The following is a 22,017-nucleotide window of genomic DNA, read 5'->3' as shown; positions in this document are numbered from 1 at the left end:
TGTCTTAGTCCTGTAGGCCTGCGTTCGGGCGCGGCATCAGCCAGCAGCAGCGCGCCGAGCGCCGCCGCGGTCCGCCTGCCCCCTGGCCGCGCGCCCCGACCCCTTCCGGTGCTCATAGAACGCGTCCAGCCATTGCTCGGGCGTGAGCTCCGAGCGATCCACACCAAGTCGCCCGGAGGCTTCCCAAACGATCCGGTCCATCACTTCGATGTTGTCTGTACTTACCGAGATCACGGCAAGCGCGTCGTCCATACCGCGGAGGTTGAGCTGGCACACGGTCGATCCGTGCCCCTGCTTGACCAGGAACGAGCGTGAGCGCTCGTCGAGATTCGCCACGACCTCGAACTCCGCTTCCGTGAGCTTCAAGCCCTCCATGTAGTCCGCGCGCGAGGCATTCGGGTTCGGGAGCAGGATGAGCGTCGCGGTCTGCTCGATCAGTGCGGCCGAGATGTCGCTCGCGAGCGCGTCCTCCGGACTCTGCGTTGCAAAGATCCCGAGGCCGTTTTGTTTACGGATCGTCTTCTGCTTGTTCTTCGCGAAGTCTTTGAGCGCTCCGCCGCCGTCGAGGATCTTCCAGAACTCATCCATCACGTAGATGAGCGGGCGCCCATCGATCAGGTCTTCCAGGCGGTGCAAGAGGTAGTTGATCACCGGCACGCGCACTTCGGCGTTGTCGATGACGTCGGTGTAGTCAAACCCGATGATGTTCGCGCGGTCCAGGTCGATGATGTCGACCGGGTTGTCAAACACCCAGCCAAGTGTATTGCCGGCGGTCCATTTGCGGAGACGCGCGAAGAGACCGTCGTCGCCCATGTTCGGCAGGCTCTTCTGGAAGTTCGTCATCGACCGCAGGTGCTTGGGCATGTCGAGCATGCTCTCCACGGCGCGGAAGATGTCCTCATCTTCGCGTGCCGTGTAGCTTGCCTTACCCGCGAGGACCTTGATGAGGTTTCCGAGAAATTGCACATTGGCATCTGTGTGTTCGCACTGAAACGGATTGAAGCCGGTGGGCTGCCCGTTATCGAGCGCAAGATAGTTGCCGCCGCACGCGCGCACGAAGATCTCCGCGCCGCGATCCTTGTCGAAGAAGAAGATGGTTGGCGCAGGATCGTACTTCTGGACCTGACTGAGCAGAAAGTTGATCAGTGCGGTTTTGCCGGTGCCGGACTTGCCGATCACCATGGTATTGCCGATCGCCTTCTCACCCAATGAGTTTTCAGCCGGGTGCGTTGCGTGAAAATTGAAGTAGTAAGGCTGCCCATTCGTGGTCTGGAGCACGGTCAGGCACTGGCCCCACGGGTTGTTGTCCTTCTTGCCGGTCGCGAAGTTGTGGAGCGGCGAGAGCCCCAGGAAGTTCAGGGAGCTGACATTGGCGAGGCGCGTGCGGAATCTCCAGTTTCCGGGAAGCTGGGAATAGAACGCCGAGCAGACCGCGAGGTCCTCCTTGACGGATACAAAGCCTGCGTTCGAGAGTTCGGCACGAGTGGTGGCGATGTTCTGGGAGAGCAGCTTCTGATCATCCGCATAGAGCGCCATCATGAAATGGTACTCACCGAGGACAAAGTTGCCCGAGGCCACTTGGTCCATGGCATGATCCATCTCGATCACTTGGCTGACGGCCTTGTCCCCGGACGAGATCATCATTCCCTTGGTGCGATCGAGAATCTTCAAGGCGTCCTGCCGCCCCATCGGACTGAACGAATGCGTGATGACGTATTCGAAGTCCAGATACTTGAGGTTGTTCAGAATTCCCGGATACGTCGCGTCCGTGAATTCCTTGATGTTGAGGATTGCACCAAAGTGGTTCGTCCCGCCGGGCGCACTGACCACGAAGTCGCCGGACTTCGCGGAGAACATATGGCGCGACACCGGCAGATATTCATAGACCGGCGCGCGGAGCACCGGGACAGGCTCCTCGATCCGGTTGATGAGATAGCCGAAAAAGCCGAGCGTCTCGGAGAACACAACGCCGTTGTCGGCCTCATACAGACCCAGGCGCACGGGCGCGTAGTCTTTCAGGACAGCCTCCACGTTGCCGGCGAGCTCGATGGTCTTGCCCACCATTTGCTCTTGTTCCGCGGCAAGGCGTACCACGTCTGCTGACTTTTCGACAAATTTCTTACCGGTCACGATCGGCCGGTAGATCATCGTCAGGTAGAGCTCGTTCTGCATGATCTTCTGCGACGATAAGCGCTCGAAGTACTCATCAGACAATCGCTGATTGAACGCCTGATCGAACTGGCTTTCCACCTCAATTCGGCCGCGACGCCGGATGTCGTGCACCCAGAATGCGACGTTGACGAAGTCGGGCGCCCGAAGCGTCTGGAGCATTCGATTGAAGGTGTTATGCCTGTGCTCGAGCTCCCACTCTTCTCGCCCCACGAACGGCAGACCGTCGAGCCGCCACGTGATCAGGAAGTCTCCGCCTGTCGTTTTGACAACATGCGGGCTCACGTGCGCTGAGATCGGGATGAACTCGGAGATGGAAGTGTCAGGCGCAGGCATGGTGCTACTCCCTTGTGGGCGACATGAACGTCTTGCGGTAGCTGTTCGGCGTGAATACCCACATGCCGTTGTGATGCTTGATGTTTCTGACCTTGGCCCGGAACTGCCATCGTAGGCCGATCAGACGAAAGACCATTTCGTCGCGCTTGGCCATTTGCCGCATGATCATCACAACGATCGGCAGAAGAAGTAGGAAGAACATGTCGATGTAGAACGTGAGCAGCAGGCACGCGCCGGCAGCGATCGCAAAGGGCATGTACGGCACCCCAAGGAACATCGCCGGGCGCGTGCAACCGCGAAAGAGCGCGTTTTTATGCATAACGCATCAGGTTGTCGACGACGACGATGCCTGCCGCCATCACGTCAGCGGGCAGCAACATGCGTGCAATCTGCGCCGCGGCACCGATCAGGAATCCACCGATCAGAACGGGCGCGACGTCGCCGATCCGCTTGTGATTGAACGCAATCTGATAGCCCGCAAAGATCACAGCGATGGTCACGATCGCGATCGACGCGATGTTGAGGAGCGCCGTAACGTTGGTGAAGAAGGTGGTGACCGTATTACTCGCGCCAGTGACGTCCTGGGCCATCGCGATCATCGGCATCGTCGCGAGCGAAGCGCAGACTGCAATTGCGAAAGCGCGGCTGCGCTGCGCGTGGCTGCCGGAGGTTGCGTTCTTCATGAGGTGACCCTTTCTGGTTGAGTTGAGATGTATTGGGTGATGCGCGGCCAGTTCCGTTGGCCAGATAAAGCGTGAATCAGAAGACGAATGCCGAGTCTCGTGGTGGGGCGCTCTGCGACGCGCCCACAGTTTGAGAAGGCGGCGACGGGGCCTGGACACCCTGTGGGGCCGGCGGGGGCCGAGGCGCTCCTACCAGCTGCACGACCACCGGGCCGTCATCGTTCGTTGGTGAAGCGCCCGCAGCCGCGCCGTCGCGCCGCACGGCCGCGGTGGCAGCGGCGGTGACCGCGCCCGGAGGCGCGGGCTGCAGGCCAGGCGCGTTCTGGATCGCATCTCCGCCACGGCTCGATGCAGCAGCTTCGGCGACGCGTCGTGCGATCAAGCTCTCCACGGCGCTCACGGCTGCGGCGCGCGCCGGGCGCGGCGCCGTGGGCTGAGACCGGATCACAGGAATTGCAGCCGCCTGCGCCCCACTCGCGACCGCGCCCTGCCAAGACGCCACGACCTTCTGGACGTAGCCATGACGAAAGCCCGTGGTGAAGTTGCCGGAGTAGTAGCAACTAAACGCCCTTCCCCAGTCCTGGCCGGAGCGCCCGTAGCACTCGGCGAGGATCCGCGAGCCGGCCTGCACATTGGGGCAGATATCAAACGCCTTCTCGTAGCTGTCGAGTCCCTGCTTGTCGAGGTTGTAGCGGTTGACCTGCGCGATACCGAGCGAGAAGTTGTAGCCCTCCTGCTCGAGCATGCGTGCAGTCGACAGCGCCTCCCCAAGGCTCCGCGGTTGACGCGCGAGGCGCCCGCCCACAACACCGATCGCGAACGGGTTGAACGACGACTCCACTTTGGCGACGTGGTGCATCACCTCGGCCGGAACCGCAAGATCCGCGCAGGCCATCATCTCGATCCCAGGCAGCATTACCACCTCTCCCCCATAGGGCCGCGGAGCGCGAGCGCCGTGCAAGAAACGCCAGACGCACTGCAGTGCCAGGCGCTCATGCGAGCCCCCGCGTGGGATCGAAATCGATCCCCGTGATGAAGCGGCGCCCCGCGTGTGCCTTGATGTGCACCACGATGTCGATTGTGAGCTTTAAGAGACGCTTGATTACCTCGAACTCCAGCCCCGCGCCTTCTGCCGACGCCTTGACCATCAGCGCGAGCTGATCCCAGGTCTGCGACGTGCTGCCGGCATGGCAGCTCGTGATCGAGCCAGGGTGGCCCGATGCACAGTTGCGAATGAAATAAAACGACTCGTCGCCCCGGAGCTCCGCCAGGATGATGCGATCGGGCTTCATACGCAGACAGGCCTCCATGCAGGTCTTCGCCGAAATGTTGCTCGCACTTTGTCCACCCTTGGAATAGAGCAAGTGCACGACGTTGGGTTGGGTCAGGAAGAGCTCGCGAGCGTCCTCGATCGTGACCAGTCGCTCATGCTGAGAGATGTGGTTCACGAGCGACTTCATGAACGTCGTTTTGCCGCTGCCGGTGGCGCCAGAGACCACGATGTTCTTGTGATACTGAACAGCCTTCTGGAAGAACGCGGCATAGTTGCGCTGACGCCGAAGCTCCAGGAGCTCCTGGTCATAGTCGCTGATGGTGTGCTCTTGCTCGACGACGTCGTCAAAAAATCCATCCCGCGCATACTCTTCGAGCGTTTTTCCGAACCTCGCCGGCAGGCGGATCGTGATCGATACCTTTCCCGCGTCGCAGGCGGGCGGGATCACGAACTGCGCACGCTGGCCTGTTGGAAACGTCAGCGACACCATCGGGTCAGCATCGGTGATGCGCTGGCCGGTGTTGCTCTCGTTGACGACTGCGGTGCAGAACTGGCGCGCGCGCTCAAACGTCAGTGACGGCACTTCGACGCGGTTCCAGCCCGAGCGTGTCTCCAAGTAGAGCTCACCAGGCCGATTGATGCAGATTTCGGTGACCTCCGCTGACTGCATATGCTCGCCAATGCCGAGGATCTCGTACTGATAGTCGAGGAACTCGTTGGACACCCGGGCGAGGACAGCGGTCTCGGCATTCATCTGCTTGGCGTCGATCACCGGATCACGGACGAGAAGTCAACGTCGCGGGACACGTAGATCGCGACGACGGTGCCTTGGTTGATGGTGACGGTGGGCGGTCGGCTCATGTTCCGGTCCAGCGCCATGTTGGCCAATCGCTCCATCGTCCGCGCCGTTGAGCTTTCGTAGGGGTTCTGCACAAGAGCGCCGTTGACGACCGATGTCGTGGGCGGTCCGTTCTCTGCCGCGGCATACTTGAACGCGTCACTGAGAATGCTGATCAACACCGCCGACGTGATGCGTTGACCCCAGTGCGCGGTGTAGTGGCCGGGATGGCCCGCGGATCCCAGGACGTCCACGCCCGGGCTCGTCATGTTGATGTCCAGGCCATTTGGCGTCGTCACGCGATCCCAGGCCACGTTGACCCGCTCGCCGATAAGCTCGTCGCGCCCGTAACTCCCCTGCACCTTCGAGCCGCGCGGCAGAAGAAGACGTTTTCCATTCACCGAATAAACCGGTTCCGTGACGATGCACGAGGTGTAACCCGGATAGTCGGACACGATTCGCGACTGGAGCACACAGCGGATATAGGTGCCGCGGAGCAGCAGTGTGTCGGGCCTGTACAGCGGCTGGGCACTGGTGGGGCCCTCTGCCGGTCCCGAACGGACAGAAGTCTGCTGCCCCGGCCCGGTCAACATGGCCGCGTACTCCTGTGGACTCATTCCGTGTTGCTGAGCACCCTCAGGAGCCCCTCCGCCAGGGAGGCCGGCACCGTTCGCATCATCCATGCGCCGCTCCAGGAGAGATGGCATCTGGCTGCGAATCGAATCGATGCTCGGCATGCTCGGTGCCTGGGCGGGCCGCGTGTCCTGGATTACCGGAAGCGGCGGCAGCTCGTCTACGGGCGGCGGCGCCTGCGCCATCGAGCGCTCGGGAGGGAGCTCAGGGAGGTCGCGCGGCGCTGCCGGGATCACTACCTGCTCGACTGCAGTGCGCCGCGGCCGGACCTCGTCATCCGGCGAGCCGCCGAAGATCAGCCACGCGGCGATTGCGATCAACGCCATCACGATCGCAGCCAGGAACACGAGTGCCTTTCGATTGAGGCGCTGTACATCGTCCGCTCTCAGGTAGGGTGTGTCCCCATCCAGCGCGGCCTCGTCCGGATACTCACGGCGCGCGTAAGGGTTGGGTGCCTGGGGATGCGGAGTGTCGTGAGCATCGTGCTCTTGAGGCGGAATTTGGCTCACAGTTCCGGTCTCCTGCGCAGGCCGATTGCATTGCTTCCATGGCGGACGACGAGGAAGGCGTACGTGCCGTGCACGACGATGGTGTCGCCCTCGACCGTCGAGTTGACGATGAATTCCTCTCCGTTCTGGCTGTCGCGCGCGAAGACGGCCGGAAAATTCCCGCTCGGGAAACGCGAGCGGTCGCCCATGCGGATGTAGGTGAAGCGCCGGTCGTCATAGACCGTCGAGGGCACAAGCCAGGTCGGCTGGCGCTTGTGATACGAGTAGTCGTACGCGAAGTAATAGTCCCGCGTAGGCTCGATGGCCGTGCTCAGCTCGGCCACCGATTCCGCTTCCGACGTCCCTTCAGCTGCGAATTCCGTATCGGCCGGGTAGACAAAGCGCACTTTGTACTGCACGCCGGACGCCTTCGCCTGCTCAAGCGCGCGCCAGTTGGTCGCCACGACCTTGAGCTCGAAGATGTAGGAGTGCGCTGCGGTGCGGATCAGAAGATTCGTATCGACATCGACGTTCTTCGGCTTGAGGTAAAACACGTTGTCGCGACGGCTGATATCCCAGCCACCACTGAAACCCGAGCTGTAATCGAGAATCTCTTCGTGAGGACTGAGCTCGATCTGCGTTGTGATGCCGAGGCCGGTACGCACTTGATAGACCTTGTCGGCCTCGTATGCATACTCCTCCACCACCTGCGCGTTGCCGGGTGCGGCCAGGACCACGATCCACGCGGCGAATCCCAGCTTCAAACATAGGTGGATCACACGCCCCATCACTCCATCTCCCCATGCGCGCCTGCGCCTTCCATTTGCTCGGCAGGCATCGCCGGCAGTGATGTTTCGGGTACAACCTGTTGCCCCATGAATGCCGCGCCGGGGTCCACGGGCGTCTCGAGCGGCTGTGACTGCATCGCTGACGCGATGTCAGCGACGCCCGGCGAAGCGGCTGCCGGGGCAAAATCGTTGTCGACGCGGTAGTTCGTAACCCGAAATCCAAGCGGATTGAGCAGCCGGTCCTCGTCGCTGAGCCTCAGCTCCTGGTTGTAGGTGAACTCCATCGTGGCGATCTTGTTGTCCAGCGGATCCGAGCGACCGCGCCCTTTGTCGTAGACGTTGCGCTGGAACCGGACGGTCGCACCGGTGGGCCGACGCCCCTCGCCGCCGCCGATCAACACAATGCTGAGGATGCGGACATGCAGCGCCTTGGTCGGGCCGTACACGCGAAATGGACGCTCGGGATTTCCTTCGGAGTGAAGCGACACATAGGCCGGCGCTACCCCGGGGCCCGCCATCGAAAGAGTCGTGCGCCAGTTGCGTTGACCGATCAGCCCCGAGTCGTAGGACTCGCGCGCGAGAATGAAGGTCGCGACGTTGCTCTTGTTGATGGCTTCGCTCGCCGTCACGTCCCGGTTCTCGAAGTCGCCGACCAATCTGGCGACCGATGCCGTCCCCGTATAGGGATCTGCCATCACGAGATACGGAACTTTCTCTTTGAGGGGGAGAAACAGCAAGTAGCCACCCGCAAGGATGAGCGACATGAGCACGGCACTCCAGGCTACGAGCCAGGCCCGCTTTTCGCTCCGTCTAGCGCGCTCTGCAAGCGTCAGTTCAAAGCTCACGCCCTGCGCGACCGCGCGTTCGACCGCCGGGGTGTCCGTGTGTTTCCTGCCAAACATCCGCGGCGCCCCTTACTGACCGGCGCCAGCGGAAGACGTCTCGACACCCCGCGGTAGCGAGACAGAATCGTCGCGCCTCGTGGTGAGGCTTACCACGATCGTGGAACGATCCACGACGACCGCGAGGTTTTGCGTTTCATAGGCATTCGTCAAGGCCGTGGCGGCCTCCACGAGGCTCGGTGTGCGGATGCTGCCAACGGGCCCATACAGTGTGTAGTCGTTCGGGTGCAGATACGACAGCGTCATCCGCTGATCACGCGCCCAGCGTGTCAACATCGACTTCAAGGTGCCGTCCACGGGATTGGCCTGGAAGACGTAGACGTGGTTGAGCGGAATGGCCTGTGGCGCATCGGCCATGCGATTGACCGGCAACCACTTTCCGCGGGGATCCGGGGCAGCGGGCGTTGCGCACCCGGCCAAAGACAAGACAGCGACAACGACCGCCAGGCGCACGCGCCCTCGAACCATTCCAGTACGGCTCACGCAATCCACCATCGGCAAAGAACGCAGCCACGAATCTTTCGCAGCGCTTTTACGGCGACCTGCGCAGACCTCTGTCGACTGTGTTCACATAGAAAACCGATTCAGAATTAATGCGGCACTGTCGTTCACACGAGAATTCCGAAAGTGTGAACACGCCTGCGCCTTCCAAATCGCCCCTTCAGAACTCCCTCTCAGTAAAACTCCTTAGCTCCGCGACGTCGAAACGAGCGGACGTGCCGAAACCCCTGCGCCGGACCTTATCTGTGCGACCGACAAAGCGTCAAGCATTTGAAGCACCTGTATTCCAGGAGAAAATTAATAGGTGATTCCGCGCCTCATCTGACGCCGCTATTTCTTGCAATGGCGTGTCAGAAAAATCTTCTTACGCGCCCAATGTGACGGAAGACACGTTAGCGGCCCGCTATTTATCGCGACAACGATCTGCGCAGATTTGACGGCCCCAAAGCGCAGAGTCGAGATAACCTATTCATATTCGCCGATTTTTCAACGGAGCTGCCAAGTGTCTGGCAGTATGCGCTGACGCCGGGGAGACACTTGCAAGGAAGGCATGGTGTGGATAGATCCACGATGGAAGATTTTGTTTCGAATGCGGCACTACTTGCGGGCCATTTGACCCAGCAATGCGACAAAGCCGCCGCGGCGCAGCAGTCGGCGGCCGCCGACCTTCGCCGAGTAGCCGACGACGTGTCGCAGCGAGTTGTAGCCGGCAAGCAGGAACTGGTGCATGCCGCCCGAGCCGCAGTCAGAGAAGCGCTGGTCCCGGAGATTTCCGAAGCGGTTGCAGCCGTCGGCCAATCGGGTGATCGCCTGCGCACGATTGCAGAGCAGCTCCAGCGTGAGCGGGCAATGGTCTCGGGACGCATGCGCATGCTCGGTCTCGGGACGCTTGGCGCTCTGGCGATCGCATCGTTTTGCACCATCGGCGCGACCGCCTATGTGGCATCCAACAATCTGAAGCGCGCCGAGCGGGCGAACGTCGACGCGCAGGTTCTAGAAGCGCTCGCGCATGTGGCGATTACATCCTGCGACGGCACGCCCTGCATCAAGCTTGCGGAGGGCCAAGCACGTTGGACAAAAAATGACGACTACATCCTGGTCGACGCGTCAGCCCCGCGCGGGCCTGCTGCGCCCTGATCCGCGCGCCCGCGTCGCTGTCCACGGATCGCTTCCAGTGCTCCCAGTCGAAGGAATCGCCTTGAACTATCGAATCGTTACGGCGCTTGTGCTCACCCTGCTGCTTGGCGTTGCAGCTGCGTATCTCTCTGGCTATCTCACGCTGATATTCCTCGGACTGGACACCGGCCTCCTGTGGATCGGCACCTACGTCCAGTACGTCAAGAACATCAATCATCCGCAAGTACAACCCTACGCCTGGCGCATCTGGCTGGGTGGCGGGCTCGGTACAGGCCCGATGCTCCTGGTGTGGGCGTCCTTGATGGTGATGCTTTACAAGCTTCGCAGTGATCGGAACATCCATGGCCGAGCACGCTTCGCGGGCATGCTGGATCTTGCCACTACGGGCTTCTTGAAGCAGAAAGACGACGGCATCGTGGTCGGCCAGCAGAACGGAAAGCTGCTTCGCTTGGCAGGCCAGCAGTTCGTGATCCTTGCGGCTCCCACACGATCAGGCAAGGGCGTTGGCGTCGTGATTCCCAACCTGCTCGACTACAAAGAGTCGGCCGTCGTCTTGGACATCAAGCAGGAGAACTTCGACCTGACCTCGGGCTGGCGCCGCTCGATCGGTCACGAGATCTATCTGTTCAATCCTTTCGCAGAGGATCGGCGTTCGCATCGCTGGAACCCGCTGACCTACGTATCCACCGATCCGTCGTTTCGCGTCTCGGACCTGCAAGCCATTGCAGCCATGCTCTATCCGGACGGAGACGACAAGGACAAGTTCTGGACGAGTCAGGCGCGCAACGCCTTCCTCGGCTTCACGCTTTATCTCTTCGAGCAAGCAGAAGCGATCCCGGTGGCGCCCCCGCCGACGCTTGGTGAAGTTCTGCGCCTTGCCTCAGGCGATGGCACGGAACTCAAACCCTACATCCAGAAGCTCTCCGAAGCACACTTCCTGAGTGCGCAGGCGCGAACGGCGTTCGCGGGTCTGCTCTCCCAGGCCGACGTCACCTTCGCCTCGATCATCGGCACCTTTCGCGAACCACTCAACGCGTTTCTCAACCCTGTTCTTGACGCCGCGACCAGTGGCGACGACTTCCGCCTCGACGACGTGCGCCGCAAGCGCATGACCATCTACGTCGGCATCCAGCCCAACAAGCTGGCCGAGAGCCGGCTGATCGTGAATCTGTTCTTCAGCCAGCTGATCAACGTCAACACCAAGGTGCTGCCGCAGAACGACAAGACGCTCAAACACCAATGCCTGTTACTGATGGACGAGTTCACCTCGATCGGCCGGGTCGACATCATCGCCAAGGCTGTCGCGTACATGGCCGGATACAACATGCGCCTGCTGCCGATCATCCAGTCGATGGCCCAGCTGGACGCGGTCTACGGCAAGGAACTCTCGCGCACGATCATCACCAACCATGCCCTCCAGATCATCTACGCGCCGCGCGAGCAGCAGGACGCGAATGACTATTCGGAGATGCTGGGTTACACCACCGTGCGCCGCCGCGCGCGTACCCGTTCACACGGACAGGGGCGCTCGGTGTCGGATAACGAGATCCTGGAGAAGCGGGCACTGATGCTGCCGCAGGAACTGAAGGCAATGGGGCCCGAGAAGGAAATCGTGCTCTACGAGGGACTCGCGCACCCGGTGCTCTGCAAGAAGATCCGCTACTACAAGGACAGCTATTTCACCAAACGGCTGCTGCCAGCAGTCGAAGTCAAGGAGCTGCGTCTGAACGCGCACGAGAGGCGACTGTCAGCAAGCGGCGGGGCGGTCTCTGCGTCCACGCTCGCCATGCTCGCAGCCGGTACCTCGCCAAACCCGGCCCAGGACTCTGCTCGCTCCGATAACGCGATGGCTTCGGAGGGCGGGCCGGCCCATTACGCTACGCCCCATGCAAGCACGTCGGCCCCTGGGAGCGGCCTATGAAAACGCGCCGCTTGATCTTCAGGCATTCCTTGAAAACTCACTAAAGCTGGGCGACGCGCCGAATTCGGCGCGCAAGCATCGCAACGCACCGATTTCATGCTCCCCTTTTCTCCCGAGTTTTCTGGCGGATGCTGCGCTTAGGGCTGCTGATATCGGCGGTGAGAGCGCGACTCGGCGATGACTGTCTACCGTCTACTGCGATCGTGTGCCTTTGCCACCGGGGCCTTGGCAGCGCCGTGCGCGCTTCTTGTTGCCTGCGCCGCAGCGCAGACTGAATCCGGGAGACTGACCATACAAACGATCGAGCCCGAGCAGCAGCATGTTGGCGCCGAGCATCGTTGTCCGCCCATCACGCTTTCCGCCGAGCAGATCCAAGCGCTTGCGCGAGAAGACGTGGCCGTCGAGCAGATCGTCGACCGCCTCATTGCCGATCAGAACATTGCGATCGATTCCGAGCACCAGGCGCGCCAGGCCAGCGCGCAGCCTGTGTCTTTCCGGCTTGGACCCAACACCTTTTCCCTCCGTCGCAACTTCTTCTACTTCCAGAACGCGCCGAGCGCAGCGCCCACTGAGGCCGTCGTTAACCTCAGCATTCAATGGCCCTGCTTGGAGCCACTACCTCAAGGCTTCAACTTCGCAAACGACAAAGACGCCTCCATGCGGGCGATCTCGATCACTGCTCGGTATCTGGATCCCGAGCGCATCACGGTCCCGGCAGCCATGCAGCGCACCTTGCTCCCACTCGACCCAGAGAGCCCGGCGCAGCGTGCCAATCCGCTCGAGAATCTCGCGATGCGGCTGCAAGGCGACGCTGTGCACGACGGACTTGTTCCCTACTACGCGGATCTGGATGCGGTCGAGCGCTACCTGCGTAATCGTCATCCGGGCAACGCGCGGGTGCACAGCCGCGAGAACACGGTGCAGCTCTCAAAGGACTGGTGCATCTGGCGCGGACCGGGCGGCGACCCCCTCAGCGTCATCAAGTGCGACAACCGGGAGCTCCCGGACGGGCTAGTGATCGAGGGTCCGGTCGTCGAGGATGATCCCGCGGTGCAGCGCAGAGCTGCCTGCGACCACCAATTCGCGCTGCCGACGCTTGGGATCGTTGTCGAGATGAGCTACGCGCGGGCGTTTTGCCGGACTGGCGCCGGATTGAACAGCGCATCGAAGCGATCTTTCGCCCAACCGGTTCTTGAGCAAAAGAGATAGCGCGTGAGCGGCTTGAACAACAAGGACGTTGAGATCCTCAGCTTTTACGCCGAGAACGGCAATCGCGAGCTCTACTGGAATTACCTCGCGCAGAAGCCAGGCAACGATGGCTACGGCCTCCTTGCGCTTGGCGTCGTCCGAAACGACAACGTGCCCGGACAGGTCGCCAACGCCTATGCGCAGTCCGCGGCGCTGGCGACCCGGCCCGGTGGTACATCGAAGGTGGCCTCAGAAGGGTTTGGGGCTTCCGGCGACCACAGCCGGAGAGAGGGTTTTCCGTTGGAGGGCGCATTTACCTCCACTATCTCGGCAGAAACGCCACCAGTGGGCCGGCATGTGTCACCGGACTGATGATCAATGCCGGTCGCTTGCGGGATGAGCACGCTGCCCAGGAACTGACGGCAATGGGGCCCGACAGAGAAATCGCGCTCAACGAACGCGTCACCGACCCGGTGCTGAGCGAAAAGATCCGCGACTACTTGGACAGCTACGTCAAAGGGGGCTGCGCCGAGCGTGCCGGTCGCGCCGTTGGCGCTGCGGGCGCACGACGCAGTCGTGCCGATCGACGGTGTCCTGCACGCGCGGACGAGCATCGCGGAACGGGCGGCAGTGCTGTCCGAGCGGCAGCCGGGCGTCTCGCGCACGCATCTTCGCGTGAAACCGCCCGAATCGGCACAGCCGAAGGCCCCGTCCGTACAAGATCGTGCGTCCGATGCACAGAAGCGCGGGCGCATCCGGCCGCCGCGCCTCCAGGTGGTTAAACTCCGCGCATGCTGCGTCGAATCCTCTTCTGCGGCGGCCTGCTGGCCGTCTTGGCTCTTCCGTCTTCCGCCTTCGCCTGGGGCAAGGCCGGACATCGTCTGGTCGCGCAACTGGCGGACGCCGACCTCACGCCTGCCGCACGTGCAGAGGTGGACCGGCTGCTGGCCGGTGAACCGGACCCCACGCTCGCGGGCGTGGCGTCATGGGCCGACGAACTGCGCGAGTCCGATCCCGATCTCGGGCGCCGCTCGGCGAAGTGGCATTACGTCAACATCGGCGAGTCCAACTGCCGCTACAGCGCGCGTCGCGACTGTCCCAACGGCGACTGCGTGGTGGAAGCCCTGAAGACGCAGACCGCGATTCTCGCCGACCGCAGCCGTCCCCGCGCCGAGCGGGCGCAGGCACTGAAGTTCGTCGTGCATTTCGTCGGTGACGCGCACCAGCCCATGCATGCCGGATACGGGCACGACCGGGGCGGCAACACACACCAGATCAACTTCCGCGGCCGTGGCACGAATCTGCATTCGTTCTGGGACAGCGGGATGCTCAACAGCGCACGGCTGTCCGGCGACGCCTGGCTGGCGCGCCTTCAGCAGCGCGCGCCGACGCGCGAGCGCACGCCCGTTCTGCCGGTGCCGGCCGTCGCCTGGGTGCAGGCCTCGTGCCGCATCGCGGTCTCGCCGGGCGTGTATCCGCCGCGCGCGAGGATCGACGAGGCGTACGTGCAGGCGCATCTTCCGCAGGTCGAACAACAGCTCCGCGATGCCGGCGCCCGTCTGGGCGCGCTGTTGAACGCAACGCTCGGGCGCTGATCGCCACCCGCGGTCACCCTTGGCGCGCAGCCCTCGGCCGGTCGCGGTGTTGCGGACGAGGGTGGCGCGACATCCGCGTCCGACGACGCCCGCACACCACGTGCGCCGCCGCCTGGTCTTGTGAGGTCGCCGTAACCGCGGCTGGACCGCCGCGTCGGCGCTGCATCGTTGTTGCGTCGACGGGGCGTGGCTATGCTCGAAGCCCCCGAAATAGTGCGGACACGCCGATGCGCGCTGCTGTCGTCTCGATTGCCGCCGCCCTGGCGATGAGCCTGCTGGCGGATACCGCCTGCGCCTACGATCCTGCGGGCCACCAGCGGGCGTCCGTACCCGGCCGCGCGCCCTCGCCGATCAGCGTGCCGCTCGATGCGCCCTCGCGGGCCACGCTGCAGCGGCACCCGGTACCGGCGCCGGGGGACGGCCGGACCCTGCAGTGCGAGGGCGTGGCGCTGTCCGCGCTGCTGCAGGCCAGCGGCGCGATGCCCGACGCGCCGCTGGACGCCGTGCATCTGGATCGCTACGTCCTGGTCACGGCCCGCACTGGCGATCGGGTCGTGTTCTCGCTCGGCGAACTCGACCCCACGCTCGGCAATCGCCCGGTCTATCTGCTCGACCGCTGCGACGGCGCGCCGCTCGACGACGACGGCCCGTTGCGCCTGCTGGTCGTGGGCGATACCCGGCCGGCCCGCAGCCTGTATCGGATCGACGCGATCACCGTCGTCGCCGCGCCGTGATGCGGGGCGCTGTGCCGTGACCCGGTGCCACCACCGCCTCCGCATCGGCGCCGGCATCGGCCTGTTGCTGGCGCTGGCCCTGCTGCCGGTGCTCGCGCGGGCGGCGTCGCCCGTTTCGGTGTTTGCTGCCGCCAGCCTCAAGGAATCGATGGATGCGGCCGCGGTGCAGTACCACCGCGAGACGGGCCGGGCGGTGCAGGTGTCGTATGCGGCGAGTTCGGCGCTGGCGCGGCAGATCGGACAGCGCGCCCCGGCCGACGTCTTCATATCGGCCGACCAGGCCTGGATGGATTGGCTGCAGGCGCGCGACCTGCTCGCGCCCGCCACCCGGCGCGACCTGCTCGGCAACACGCTGGTGCTGGTGGCGCCCGCGTCGAGCGATGCGGAGCCGTTCGCGCTCCACGCGCAGCGCGACCTGCGGCCCCTGCTCGGCGCCCAGGGCCGGCTGTCACTGGCGATGACCGACAGCGTGCCGGCGGGAAAGTACGCGAAGGCCGCGTTCGAAGCCCTGGGGCAGTGGTCGGCGATCGTCCCGCATGTGGCCGAATCCGACAGTGTGCGCGCGGCCCTGGCGCTGGTCGCACGCGGTGAAGCGCCGCTCGGCGTGGTCTACGCCAGCGATGCGCACGCCGAGCCGCGGGTGCGGGTGCTGGCGACGTTTCCGCCCGGCAGCCACCCGCCGATCGTCTATCCGGTGGCGCGGCTGCGCGCCAGTCGCCAGCCGCAGCAGGCCGATGCGTTTCTGCAGTGGCTCGAAGGCGGGACGGCCGCCGCGATCTTCCGCGGCCACGGCCTGGCGCCGCTGGTCGCCGCGCGTCCGGCGGCGTCTCCCGCCGCCGCGCAGCGGTCGGCGGGTGATGCCAGCACCGGCCACGCGGCGGACGCAACCACGGTGTGGGGCTTTCGCGCCGAAGAGCTGTCGGCCATCCGGCTCAGCCTGAAAGTCGCCGTCGCCGCCGCGCTGTGCAGCCTGCCGGCCGGCATCGCCGTCGCCTGGCTGCTGGCGCGTCGCCGTTTTCCGGGCAAGGCGCTGCTCGATGCGCTGGTGCACCTGCCGCTGGTGCTGCCGCCGGTGGTGGTCGGCTACGCGCTGCTGGTGCTGCTCGGGGGCAACGGGCCGGTCGGCGCGTGGCTCGACGCGGCGTTCGGCATCAGCTTCGCGTTCCGCTGGACGGGCGCGGCACTGGCGAGCGCGATCATGGGCTTCCCGTTGCTGGTGCGCACGGTGCGGCTGTCGATCGAACAGGTCGACCGGCGCCTGGAAGAGGCCGCGGCGACGCTCGGCGCGGGCCCGCTGCGCGTGTTCTTCACGGTCACCCTGCCACTGGCGTGGCCGGGCCTGGTGGCCGGCGTGGTGCTGGCCTTCGCCAAGGCGCTGGGCGAGTTCGGGGCCACGATCACCTTCGTCTCCAGCATTCCGGACGAAACCCGCACCATGTCGTCGGCGATCTACGGGCTGATGCAGGTGCCGGGCGGCGAAGCGGGCATCTGGCGGCTGGCGGCGGTGGCGGTGGCGATCTCGTTCGCGGCGCTGCTCGCGTCGGAATGGTTGGTGCGCCGCCAGCGCGGCGAGGAGCGCGTGCCGTGACGCTCGGCATCGACATCCGCCTCGAGCGCGGCCGTTTCGCGCGCAGCGTGCGGATCGAATCCAGCGCGCGCGTGGTCGCATTGGCGGGCCCGTCGGGGGCCGGCAAGACCAGCGTGCTCAATGCGATCGCCGGCCTGCTGCGACCGCGCGCGGGGCGCATCGTCGTCGACGATCGCGTGCTGTTCGACGATGCGCGCCGGATCGACCTGCCCGCGCACCGGCGCCGCATCGGTTACGTCTTCCAGGACGCGCGCCTGTTCCCGCATCTCGACGTGCGCCGCAACCTCGGCTACGGGCGCCATGCGCGGCGCGAGGTGCAGGCGTTCGCCTTCGACCAGGTGGTCGAACTGCTCGGCATCGCGCCGTTGCTGGCGCGCCGCCCGGCCAATCTCTCCGGCGGCGAGGCGCAACGTGTTGCGATCGGTCGCGCGCTGCTGTCGCAACCTGCCCTCTTGCTGCTCGACGAACCGCTGTCGGCCCTCGACCAAGCCAGGCGCGAGGAGCTGATCCCCTATCTGCAGCGCGTGCGCGACGACCTGGCGATGCCGATGCTCTACGTCAGCCACACGCTCGACGATGTCCGTCGCATCGCCGACGAGGTGCACGTGCTCGACTGAGCGGGTGACGGCGCGTTCACCCTGCGCTTGCACTAATCGGGGGCCGTCACATCGCCGGAGGCTGCGCATGCCCCGCACCCGCGCCGTTCCCGTCGCGCACACGCGCCGCTATCTCGAACCCGGTCCCGTCGTGCTGCTGTCCACGGCACACAGGAACGAGCGCGGCATCATGACCCTCGGCTGGCACATGATGCTGGGCTACGACCTCGTCGGCACCTACATCTGGTCGGCCAACCGCAGCCACGCGCTGGCCCGTCGCAGCCGCGAATGCGTGATCAACCTGCCCACCGAAGCCCTGCTCGACACCGTGGTGGGCATCGGCAACTGCAGCAGCGACGACGGCGACAAGTTCGAGCGCTTCGGCCTGACGCCGGTGGCCGGCAGCGAGGTCGACGCGCCCGGGATCGGCGAGTGCCATGCGCGCTTCGAATGTCGCCTGCACGAAACCCGCATCACCGCCGACTATCCGCTGTTCGTCTGGCGCGTGGTCGCCGCGCACGTCGCGTCACGCCCGCGGTGGCCGCGCACTGTGCACTACCGCGGCGACGGGCAGTTCATGGTGTCCGGCGCCACCGTTTCGCGCCGGCGCCTGTTCCGCCCTGACATGCTCGACTGAGCGCGGGGCGCCGGCATCCACGCGGTCTCCACCCGGCGCAGCGGATAACCGCGCCATGATCCGTGCCTGGTTGTGTGTCGTCCTCGTCGTGCTCGCGGGCTGCGGGCCGTACCCCCGCGACACCCACGACAGCAGCGCGCGGGCGCGCGATGCCATGCGGGTGGGCGTGAGCCACGATCCACCGTTCGTGGTGGTCGAACCCGACGGCCCGCCGCACGGCAGCGAGATCACGCGGATCGAAGCCTTCGCCGCGACGCGTGATCTGCCCATCGACTGGGTCATCGACGGACACGAGCGGCTGATGCAGGCGCTGGTGGACCACCGTCTGCACATGGTGGTCGGCGGCCACGGCGAGGACTCGCCCTGGACCGACGTCAGCTGGTCGCGCCCGTACCACGTACGCGACGCGCGCGGGCACATCGCCGAGCGGCGGCTCGCCCTGCCGCCGGGCGAGAATGCCTGGCAGCTCGAGGTCGACCGGCATCTGGACGCCACGCGCCGGGACGCGCCGTGAGCGACGAGATCGCCGAGCGCACGCCGCGGCCGCTCGGGCCCGCGCAGCTCGAGGAACTGCGCCGCGCGGCGCGGTTGTGCTGGTGGTCGCTCGGCCTGCTCGGCGCGATCACGGTGATGATGTACGCGGCCATGGGCGGCTCGCAGGCCATGCTGACGGCGCTGATCGAGGACGTGCTGAGCCTGCTGCCGCCTGCCGCGTTTCTCATCGCGCTGCACTTCCGCGCGCGCGGCGTCGACCGCACCTACATCAACGGACGCGAGCGCGCGTTCGACATCACCTTCCTCGCCTCGGCGGTGGCCCTGACCACGGTGGGCGCGCTGCTGGTGCTCGATTCGCTGCATGTGCTGTTGACCCGCACGCACCCGGTCGTCGGTACCGTGGCGATCGGCGACACCGTGCTGTGGCAGGGCTGGGTGATGATCGCGGCCCTGGCCGTCTCCTGCGTGCCGCCGGTGATCCTGGGCCGGCTGAAGCTGCGGCTGGCACGGCGCCTGGATTCCAAGCCGCTGCACGCCGACGCCGACATGAACAAGGCCGACTGGATGACCGCGCTGGCGGGCATTGCAGGCGTCATCGGCATCGGCTTCGGCCTGTGGTGGGCCGATGCGGCGGCCGCGATGTTCATCTCGGTCGAGGTGCTTCGCGACGGCGTGCGCAACCTGCGCAACGCGGTGCGCGACATGCACGATGCCCGGCCGCAGCAGGTGGACCGGCGCGATGTCGATCGTCTGCCCGCGCGGGTGGCCGAGGCGGTGGGTGCACTCGACGGCGTGACCGCCTGCCGTGTGCGCTTCCACGAGGAGGGCCTGCGCCTGTCGGGCGTCATCCACGTGGCCACGGCCGACGGCCGCCTCGGTGCCGCCCAGGTCCAGACCGTGCGCGATGCCGCGCGCGCGGTGCACTGGCGGATCGACGCGGTCGCGGTGATGCCCGAGCCGTCGGACACGGATGCACGCGGACGCGCTCAACCCCGCCCGGTGCCCCGGGACGACAGCCGCGACGCACGCAGTTAGGCTTTCCGCATGACTGTTCCCTTCGATGACCTCCACGCGGCGGCCGCGCACATCCGCGGCCACGTCGCGGGCCCGCTGCACGTCGGCGCGCCGCTCGGTATCGGCAAGCCGCACCGCCTGCTCAACGCGCTGTACGACGCCGCGGTTGCCGACGCCGCGCGGCCGATGACGCTCTACACCGCGCTGTCGCTGGATCCGCCCACGGGCGGCAGCGATCTCGAAGGCCGCTTCATCGGCCCCTTCGCGCAGCGCCATTTCGGCGAGGACTTCGTGCGCCTGAAGTACGTCGACGCGATGCGCCGCGACGCGCTGCCCGCGCACATCGCGGTCGAGGAGTTCTACATGCAGTCGGGGGCGATGCTCGGCTCGCGCCAGGCCCAGCGCCGCTATGCCAGCCTCAACTACACCCACGTGGCGCGGGCGCTGGCCGACCGCGGCGTCAACGTGCTGGTGCAGAAGGTCGCCGCCAACGAGGACGGCACGCGCTTCTCGCTGTCGTCCAATACCGACCTGACCTTCGACGTGATCGACGCGCTGGCCGCCGCCGGTCGTCCCAGGCCGCTGGTGATCGGCGAGGTCGATCCCGAACTGCCGTGGCTGGGCGGCGCTGCCGCGGTGGATACGGCGTTCTTCGATGTGCTGGTCATGCCGCCCCCGCCCCACCCGAAGCTGTTCGGCCTGCCGCGCCAGCCGGTGTCCGATGCCGACTATGCGATCGGTTTCTACGCCAGCGCCCTGGTGCGCGATGGCGGCACGCTGCAGATCGGCATCGGCGCACTCGCCGACGCCCTGTGCCACGCGCTGGCCCTGCGCCATACCGACAACGCCGCCTACCGGCGTGTGCTGCACGCACTCGACCCCGGCATCGCGGCGCATCCGGCGGTCGTTGCCAGCGGCGGGCTCGATCCCTTCGCCGTGGGCCTCTACGGCTGCAGCGAGATGATCAACGAGGGCTTCAAGCGGCTGGTCGAGGTCGGCGTGATCCGGCGCAGGGTCGTCGACAAGGCCGCGCTGATGCGACGCGCGAACGCCGGCACCACCAGCGCGCTGGACGACGAGCTGATCGAGCGCGACGGCGAGTTCCTGCACGGCGCGTTCTATCTCGGCTCGCCGGATTTCTATGCCTGGCTGCGCGACCTCGATCCCGACACGCGGCGCGGTATCGGCATGAAGCGCGTCGGCGAGGTCAATGAACTCTTCGGCCTCGACGAGGGGCTGGAACGCCTGCAGCGCCGCGATGCGCGCTTCTTCAACAGCTGCATGATGGCGACCGCGCTCGGCGCGGCGGTGTCGGACGGCCTGGACGACGGCCGCGTGGTCTCGGGTGTGGGCGGGCAGTACAACTTCGTCGCGATGGGCCATGCCCTGCCCGACGCCCGCTCGGTGCTGATGCTGCGCGCGACGCGACCGACGGCGGACGGGCCTGAATCCAACATCCGCTGGCACTACGGTCACACGACCATTCCGCGCCATCTGCGCGACCTCTACATCACCGAGTACGGCATCGCCGACATCCGCGGCGCGACCGACGAGGACTGCGTGATCGCGATGGCGCGCATCGCCGACGCGGCCTCACAGGCCGAATTGCTGGCCCGCGCGCGCGATGCGCGCAAGCTCGATCTCCGCTTCGTCGCCCCCGGCGCCTGGGCGCGCAACACGCCGCAGCAGCTGCGCGATGCGCTCGCCCCGTTGCGGCGTGACGGCACCCTGCCGGACTACCCGCTGGGCAGCGATTTCGATGTCGTCGAACAGCGGCTGCTGCGCGCACTGGCGTGGTTGCGCACGCAGACCGCGACCCGTCGCGGCAAGCTGGCGACGGTGTTCGAGGCACTGCGTGCGGGCATCGGCGACGACACGCCGGCGCTCGCGCGCATGCAGTTGCAGGCCCCGAGTGGCCTCGGCGAGCACCTGATGGCGCGGCTGGTGTCGCTCGGCCTGCGCCGCACCGCGCGTGACGGCGCGACCGGCGACGTGATCGCACCGACATCCGCCGCATGAGCGGCCTGGCCGCGACCGCTTGCGATGGCGCGGTGCGCCTCCATCTCAGTCAAAGACACCCGTGCAGGACCCGATCATGACCACCCGCGCCGACCAGCTTCGCGAGGCCCTCGCCGCGCTGCAGCCCACGCACCTCGATGTCGAGGACGAGAGCCACATGCACAGCCGCGGGCTGGAGACGCATTACAAGGCGGTGGTGGTCAGCGCGGCGTTCGACGGCAAGCGTGCGCTGCAGCGGCACCAGGCGGTGTACCGCGCGCTCGGTGCGCAGATGCAGCAGATCCATGCATTGGCCTTGCACACGTTCACGCCCGAGGAATGGGCCGCCGAAGTGCAGGTGCCGGATTCGCCACATTGCCGGGGTGGCAGCAAACACGATCTGCCCAAGGCCTGACATTCCCCGCAGGCGCGCGCGCGCGCGATGGGCATTCCTGCAGATGCTCTTCTTTGCGCGCAAGGGCGCTCCTGCACGCGACCCGCCC

Annotated in this window: 20 protein-coding genes and 3 pseudogenes; 14 read left to right on the top strand and 9 right to left on the bottom strand. The window is 65.6% G+C overall.

Features of this window, described 5'->3' with window-relative positions; genetic code table 11:
* Window positions 1-36 precede the first annotated feature (36 nt).
* The 9 genes from PQS31_RS04960 to PQS31_RS04920 all read right to left on the bottom strand — a co-directional run bounded on the left by PQS31_RS04960 (window position 37) and on the right by PQS31_RS04920 (window position 8,467).
* Window positions 37-2,505: a VirB4 family type IV secretion/conjugal transfer ATPase gene (locus PQS31_RS04960; protein WP_272761563.1), complete on the bottom strand. Its 2,469-nt coding sequence runs from the start codon at window positions 2,503-2,505 to the stop codon at window positions 37-39.
* A gap of 4 nt (window positions 2,506-2,509) precedes the next feature.
* A complete protein-coding gene (locus tag PQS31_RS04955) occupies window positions 2,510-2,824 on the bottom strand; it encodes a VirB3 family type IV secretion system protein (RefSeq protein ID WP_272761562.1) in 315 nt (104 codons plus the stop codon).
* The gene (locus PQS31_RS04950) at window positions 2,817-3,188 is read right to left on the bottom strand and encodes a TrbC/VirB2 family protein (RefSeq protein ID WP_272761561.1); all 372 of its coding nucleotides are present in this window, start codon (window positions 3,186-3,188) and stop codon (window positions 2,817-2,819) included. The genes PQS31_RS04955 and PQS31_RS04950 overlap by 8 nt, the downstream gene beginning before the upstream one ends.
* Window positions 3,189-3,264: 76 nt before the next feature.
* Entirely contained in the window at window positions 3,265-4,092 is an 828-nt protein-coding gene (locus PQS31_RS04945; protein WP_272762114.1) for a lytic transglycosylase domain-containing protein, read from the bottom strand.
* A gap of 88 nt (window positions 4,093-4,180) precedes the next feature.
* Complete coding sequence (virB11, locus tag PQS31_RS04940) at window positions 4,181-5,215, bottom strand: P-type DNA transfer ATPase VirB11 (RefSeq protein ID WP_272762113.1); 1,035 nt, start codon at window positions 5,213-5,215, stop codon at window positions 4,181-4,183.
* A 14-nt stretch (window positions 5,216-5,229) separates the two neighbouring features.
* Window positions 5,230-6,441: a TrbI/VirB10 family protein gene (locus tag PQS31_RS04935; protein WP_272761560.1), complete on the bottom strand. Its 1,212-nt coding sequence runs from the start codon at window positions 6,439-6,441 to the stop codon at window positions 5,230-5,232.
* The gene (locus PQS31_RS04930) at window positions 6,438-7,184 is read right to left on the bottom strand and encodes a TrbG/VirB9 family P-type conjugative transfer protein (protein WP_272761559.1); all 747 of its coding nucleotides are present in this window, start codon (window positions 7,182-7,184) and stop codon (window positions 6,438-6,440) included. Before PQS31_RS04930 ends, PQS31_RS04935 begins: the two co-directional genes overlap by 4 nt.
* 23 nt (window positions 7,185-7,207) lie before the next feature.
* Complete coding sequence (locus tag PQS31_RS04925; RefSeq protein WP_272761558.1) at window positions 7,208-8,110, bottom strand: type IV secretion system protein; 903 nt, start codon at window positions 8,108-8,110, stop codon at window positions 7,208-7,210.
* A 12-nt stretch (window positions 8,111-8,122) separates the two neighbouring features.
* Window positions 8,123-8,467, bottom strand: a complete 345-nt coding sequence (locus PQS31_RS04920; protein ID WP_272761557.1) for a hypothetical protein — start codon at window positions 8,465-8,467, stop codon at window positions 8,123-8,125.
* Between the two features lie 714 nt (window positions 8,468-9,181).
* Between PQS31_RS04920 and PQS31_RS04915 the strand changes: the two genes are divergently transcribed.
* The 14 genes and pseudogenes from PQS31_RS04915 (at window position 9,182) to PQS31_RS04850 (ending at window position 21,929) form a co-directional block, all read left to right on the top strand.
* Window positions 9,182-9,748 (top strand): hypothetical protein, encoded by a 567-nt coding sequence (locus PQS31_RS04915; RefSeq protein WP_272761556.1) that lies wholly within the window; start codon window positions 9,182-9,184, stop codon window positions 9,746-9,748.
* Window positions 9,749-9,809: 61 nt separating this feature from the next.
* Window positions 9,810-11,474 (top strand): annotated as a pseudogene (locus tag PQS31_RS04910) (type IV secretory system conjugative DNA transfer family protein); the annotation flags it as partial.
* A 372-nt stretch (window positions 11,475-11,846) separates the two neighbouring features.
* Entirely contained in the window at window positions 11,847-12,878 is a 1,032-nt protein-coding gene (locus PQS31_RS04905) for a hypothetical protein (RefSeq protein WP_272761555.1), read from the top strand.
* Between the two features lie 3 nt (window positions 12,879-12,881).
* Window positions 12,882-13,061: pseudogene (locus PQS31_RS04900) on the top strand (hypothetical protein); the annotation flags it as partial.
* Window positions 13,062-13,648: 587 nt separating this feature from the next.
* On the top strand, window positions 13,649-14,452 hold the full coding sequence (locus PQS31_RS04895; protein ID WP_272761554.1) for a S1/P1 nuclease: 804 nt from the start codon (window positions 13,649-13,651) through the stop codon (window positions 14,450-14,452).
* Window positions 14,453-14,679: 227 nt separating this feature from the next.
* Window positions 14,680-15,186: a hypothetical protein gene (locus PQS31_RS04890; RefSeq protein WP_272761553.1), complete on the top strand. Its 507-nt coding sequence runs from the start codon at window positions 14,680-14,682 to the stop codon at window positions 15,184-15,186.
* Window positions 15,187-15,229: 43 nt separating this feature from the next.
* Window positions 15,230-15,979 (top strand): annotated as a pseudogene (gene modA, locus PQS31_RS04885) (molybdate ABC transporter substrate-binding protein); the annotation flags it as partial.
* A gap of 99 nt (window positions 15,980-16,078) precedes the next feature.
* Window positions 16,079-16,774, top strand: a complete 696-nt coding sequence (gene modB, locus PQS31_RS04880) for a molybdate ABC transporter permease subunit (RefSeq protein ID WP_272762112.1) — start codon at window positions 16,079-16,081, stop codon at window positions 16,772-16,774.
* Window positions 16,771-17,391, top strand: a complete 621-nt coding sequence (modC, locus tag PQS31_RS04875; RefSeq protein ID WP_272761552.1) for a molybdenum ABC transporter ATP-binding protein — start codon at window positions 16,771-16,773, stop codon at window positions 17,389-17,391. Before modB ends, modC begins: the two co-directional genes overlap by 4 nt.
* Window positions 17,392-17,458: 67 nt before the next feature.
* A complete protein-coding gene (locus PQS31_RS04870; RefSeq protein ID WP_272761551.1) occupies window positions 17,459-18,007 on the top strand; it encodes a flavin reductase family protein in 549 nt (182 codons plus the stop codon).
* A gap of 55 nt (window positions 18,008-18,062) precedes the next feature.
* Window positions 18,063-18,521: an ABC transporter substrate-binding protein gene (locus tag PQS31_RS04865; protein WP_272761550.1), complete on the top strand. Its 459-nt coding sequence runs from the start codon at window positions 18,063-18,065 to the stop codon at window positions 18,519-18,521.
* Entirely contained in the window at window positions 18,518-19,537 is a 1,020-nt protein-coding gene (locus PQS31_RS04860; RefSeq protein ID WP_272761549.1) for a cation transporter, read from the top strand. Before PQS31_RS04865 ends, PQS31_RS04860 begins: the two co-directional genes overlap by 4 nt.
* A gap of 9 nt (window positions 19,538-19,546) precedes the next feature.
* The gene (locus tag PQS31_RS04855; protein ID WP_272761548.1) at window positions 19,547-21,535 is read left to right on the top strand and encodes an acetyl-CoA hydrolase/transferase C-terminal domain-containing protein; all 1,989 of its coding nucleotides are present in this window, start codon (window positions 19,547-19,549) and stop codon (window positions 21,533-21,535) included.
* Between the two features lie 76 nt (window positions 21,536-21,611).
* Window positions 21,612-21,929: a BolA family protein gene (locus PQS31_RS04850; protein WP_272761547.1), complete on the top strand. Its 318-nt coding sequence runs from the start codon at window positions 21,612-21,614 to the stop codon at window positions 21,927-21,929.
* Window positions 21,930-22,017 lie beyond the last annotated feature (88 nt).

Origin of the sequence: Luteimonas sp. BLCC-B24 (assembly GCF_028550595.1) — a bacterium.
In the GTDB taxonomy this organism is placed as follows: Bacteria; Pseudomonadota; Gammaproteobacteria; order Xanthomonadales; family Xanthomonadaceae; genus Luteimonas.
The sequence above is the reverse complement of the archived record's forward strand: the minus strand, read 5'-3'. Positions and strand labels throughout refer to the sequence as shown.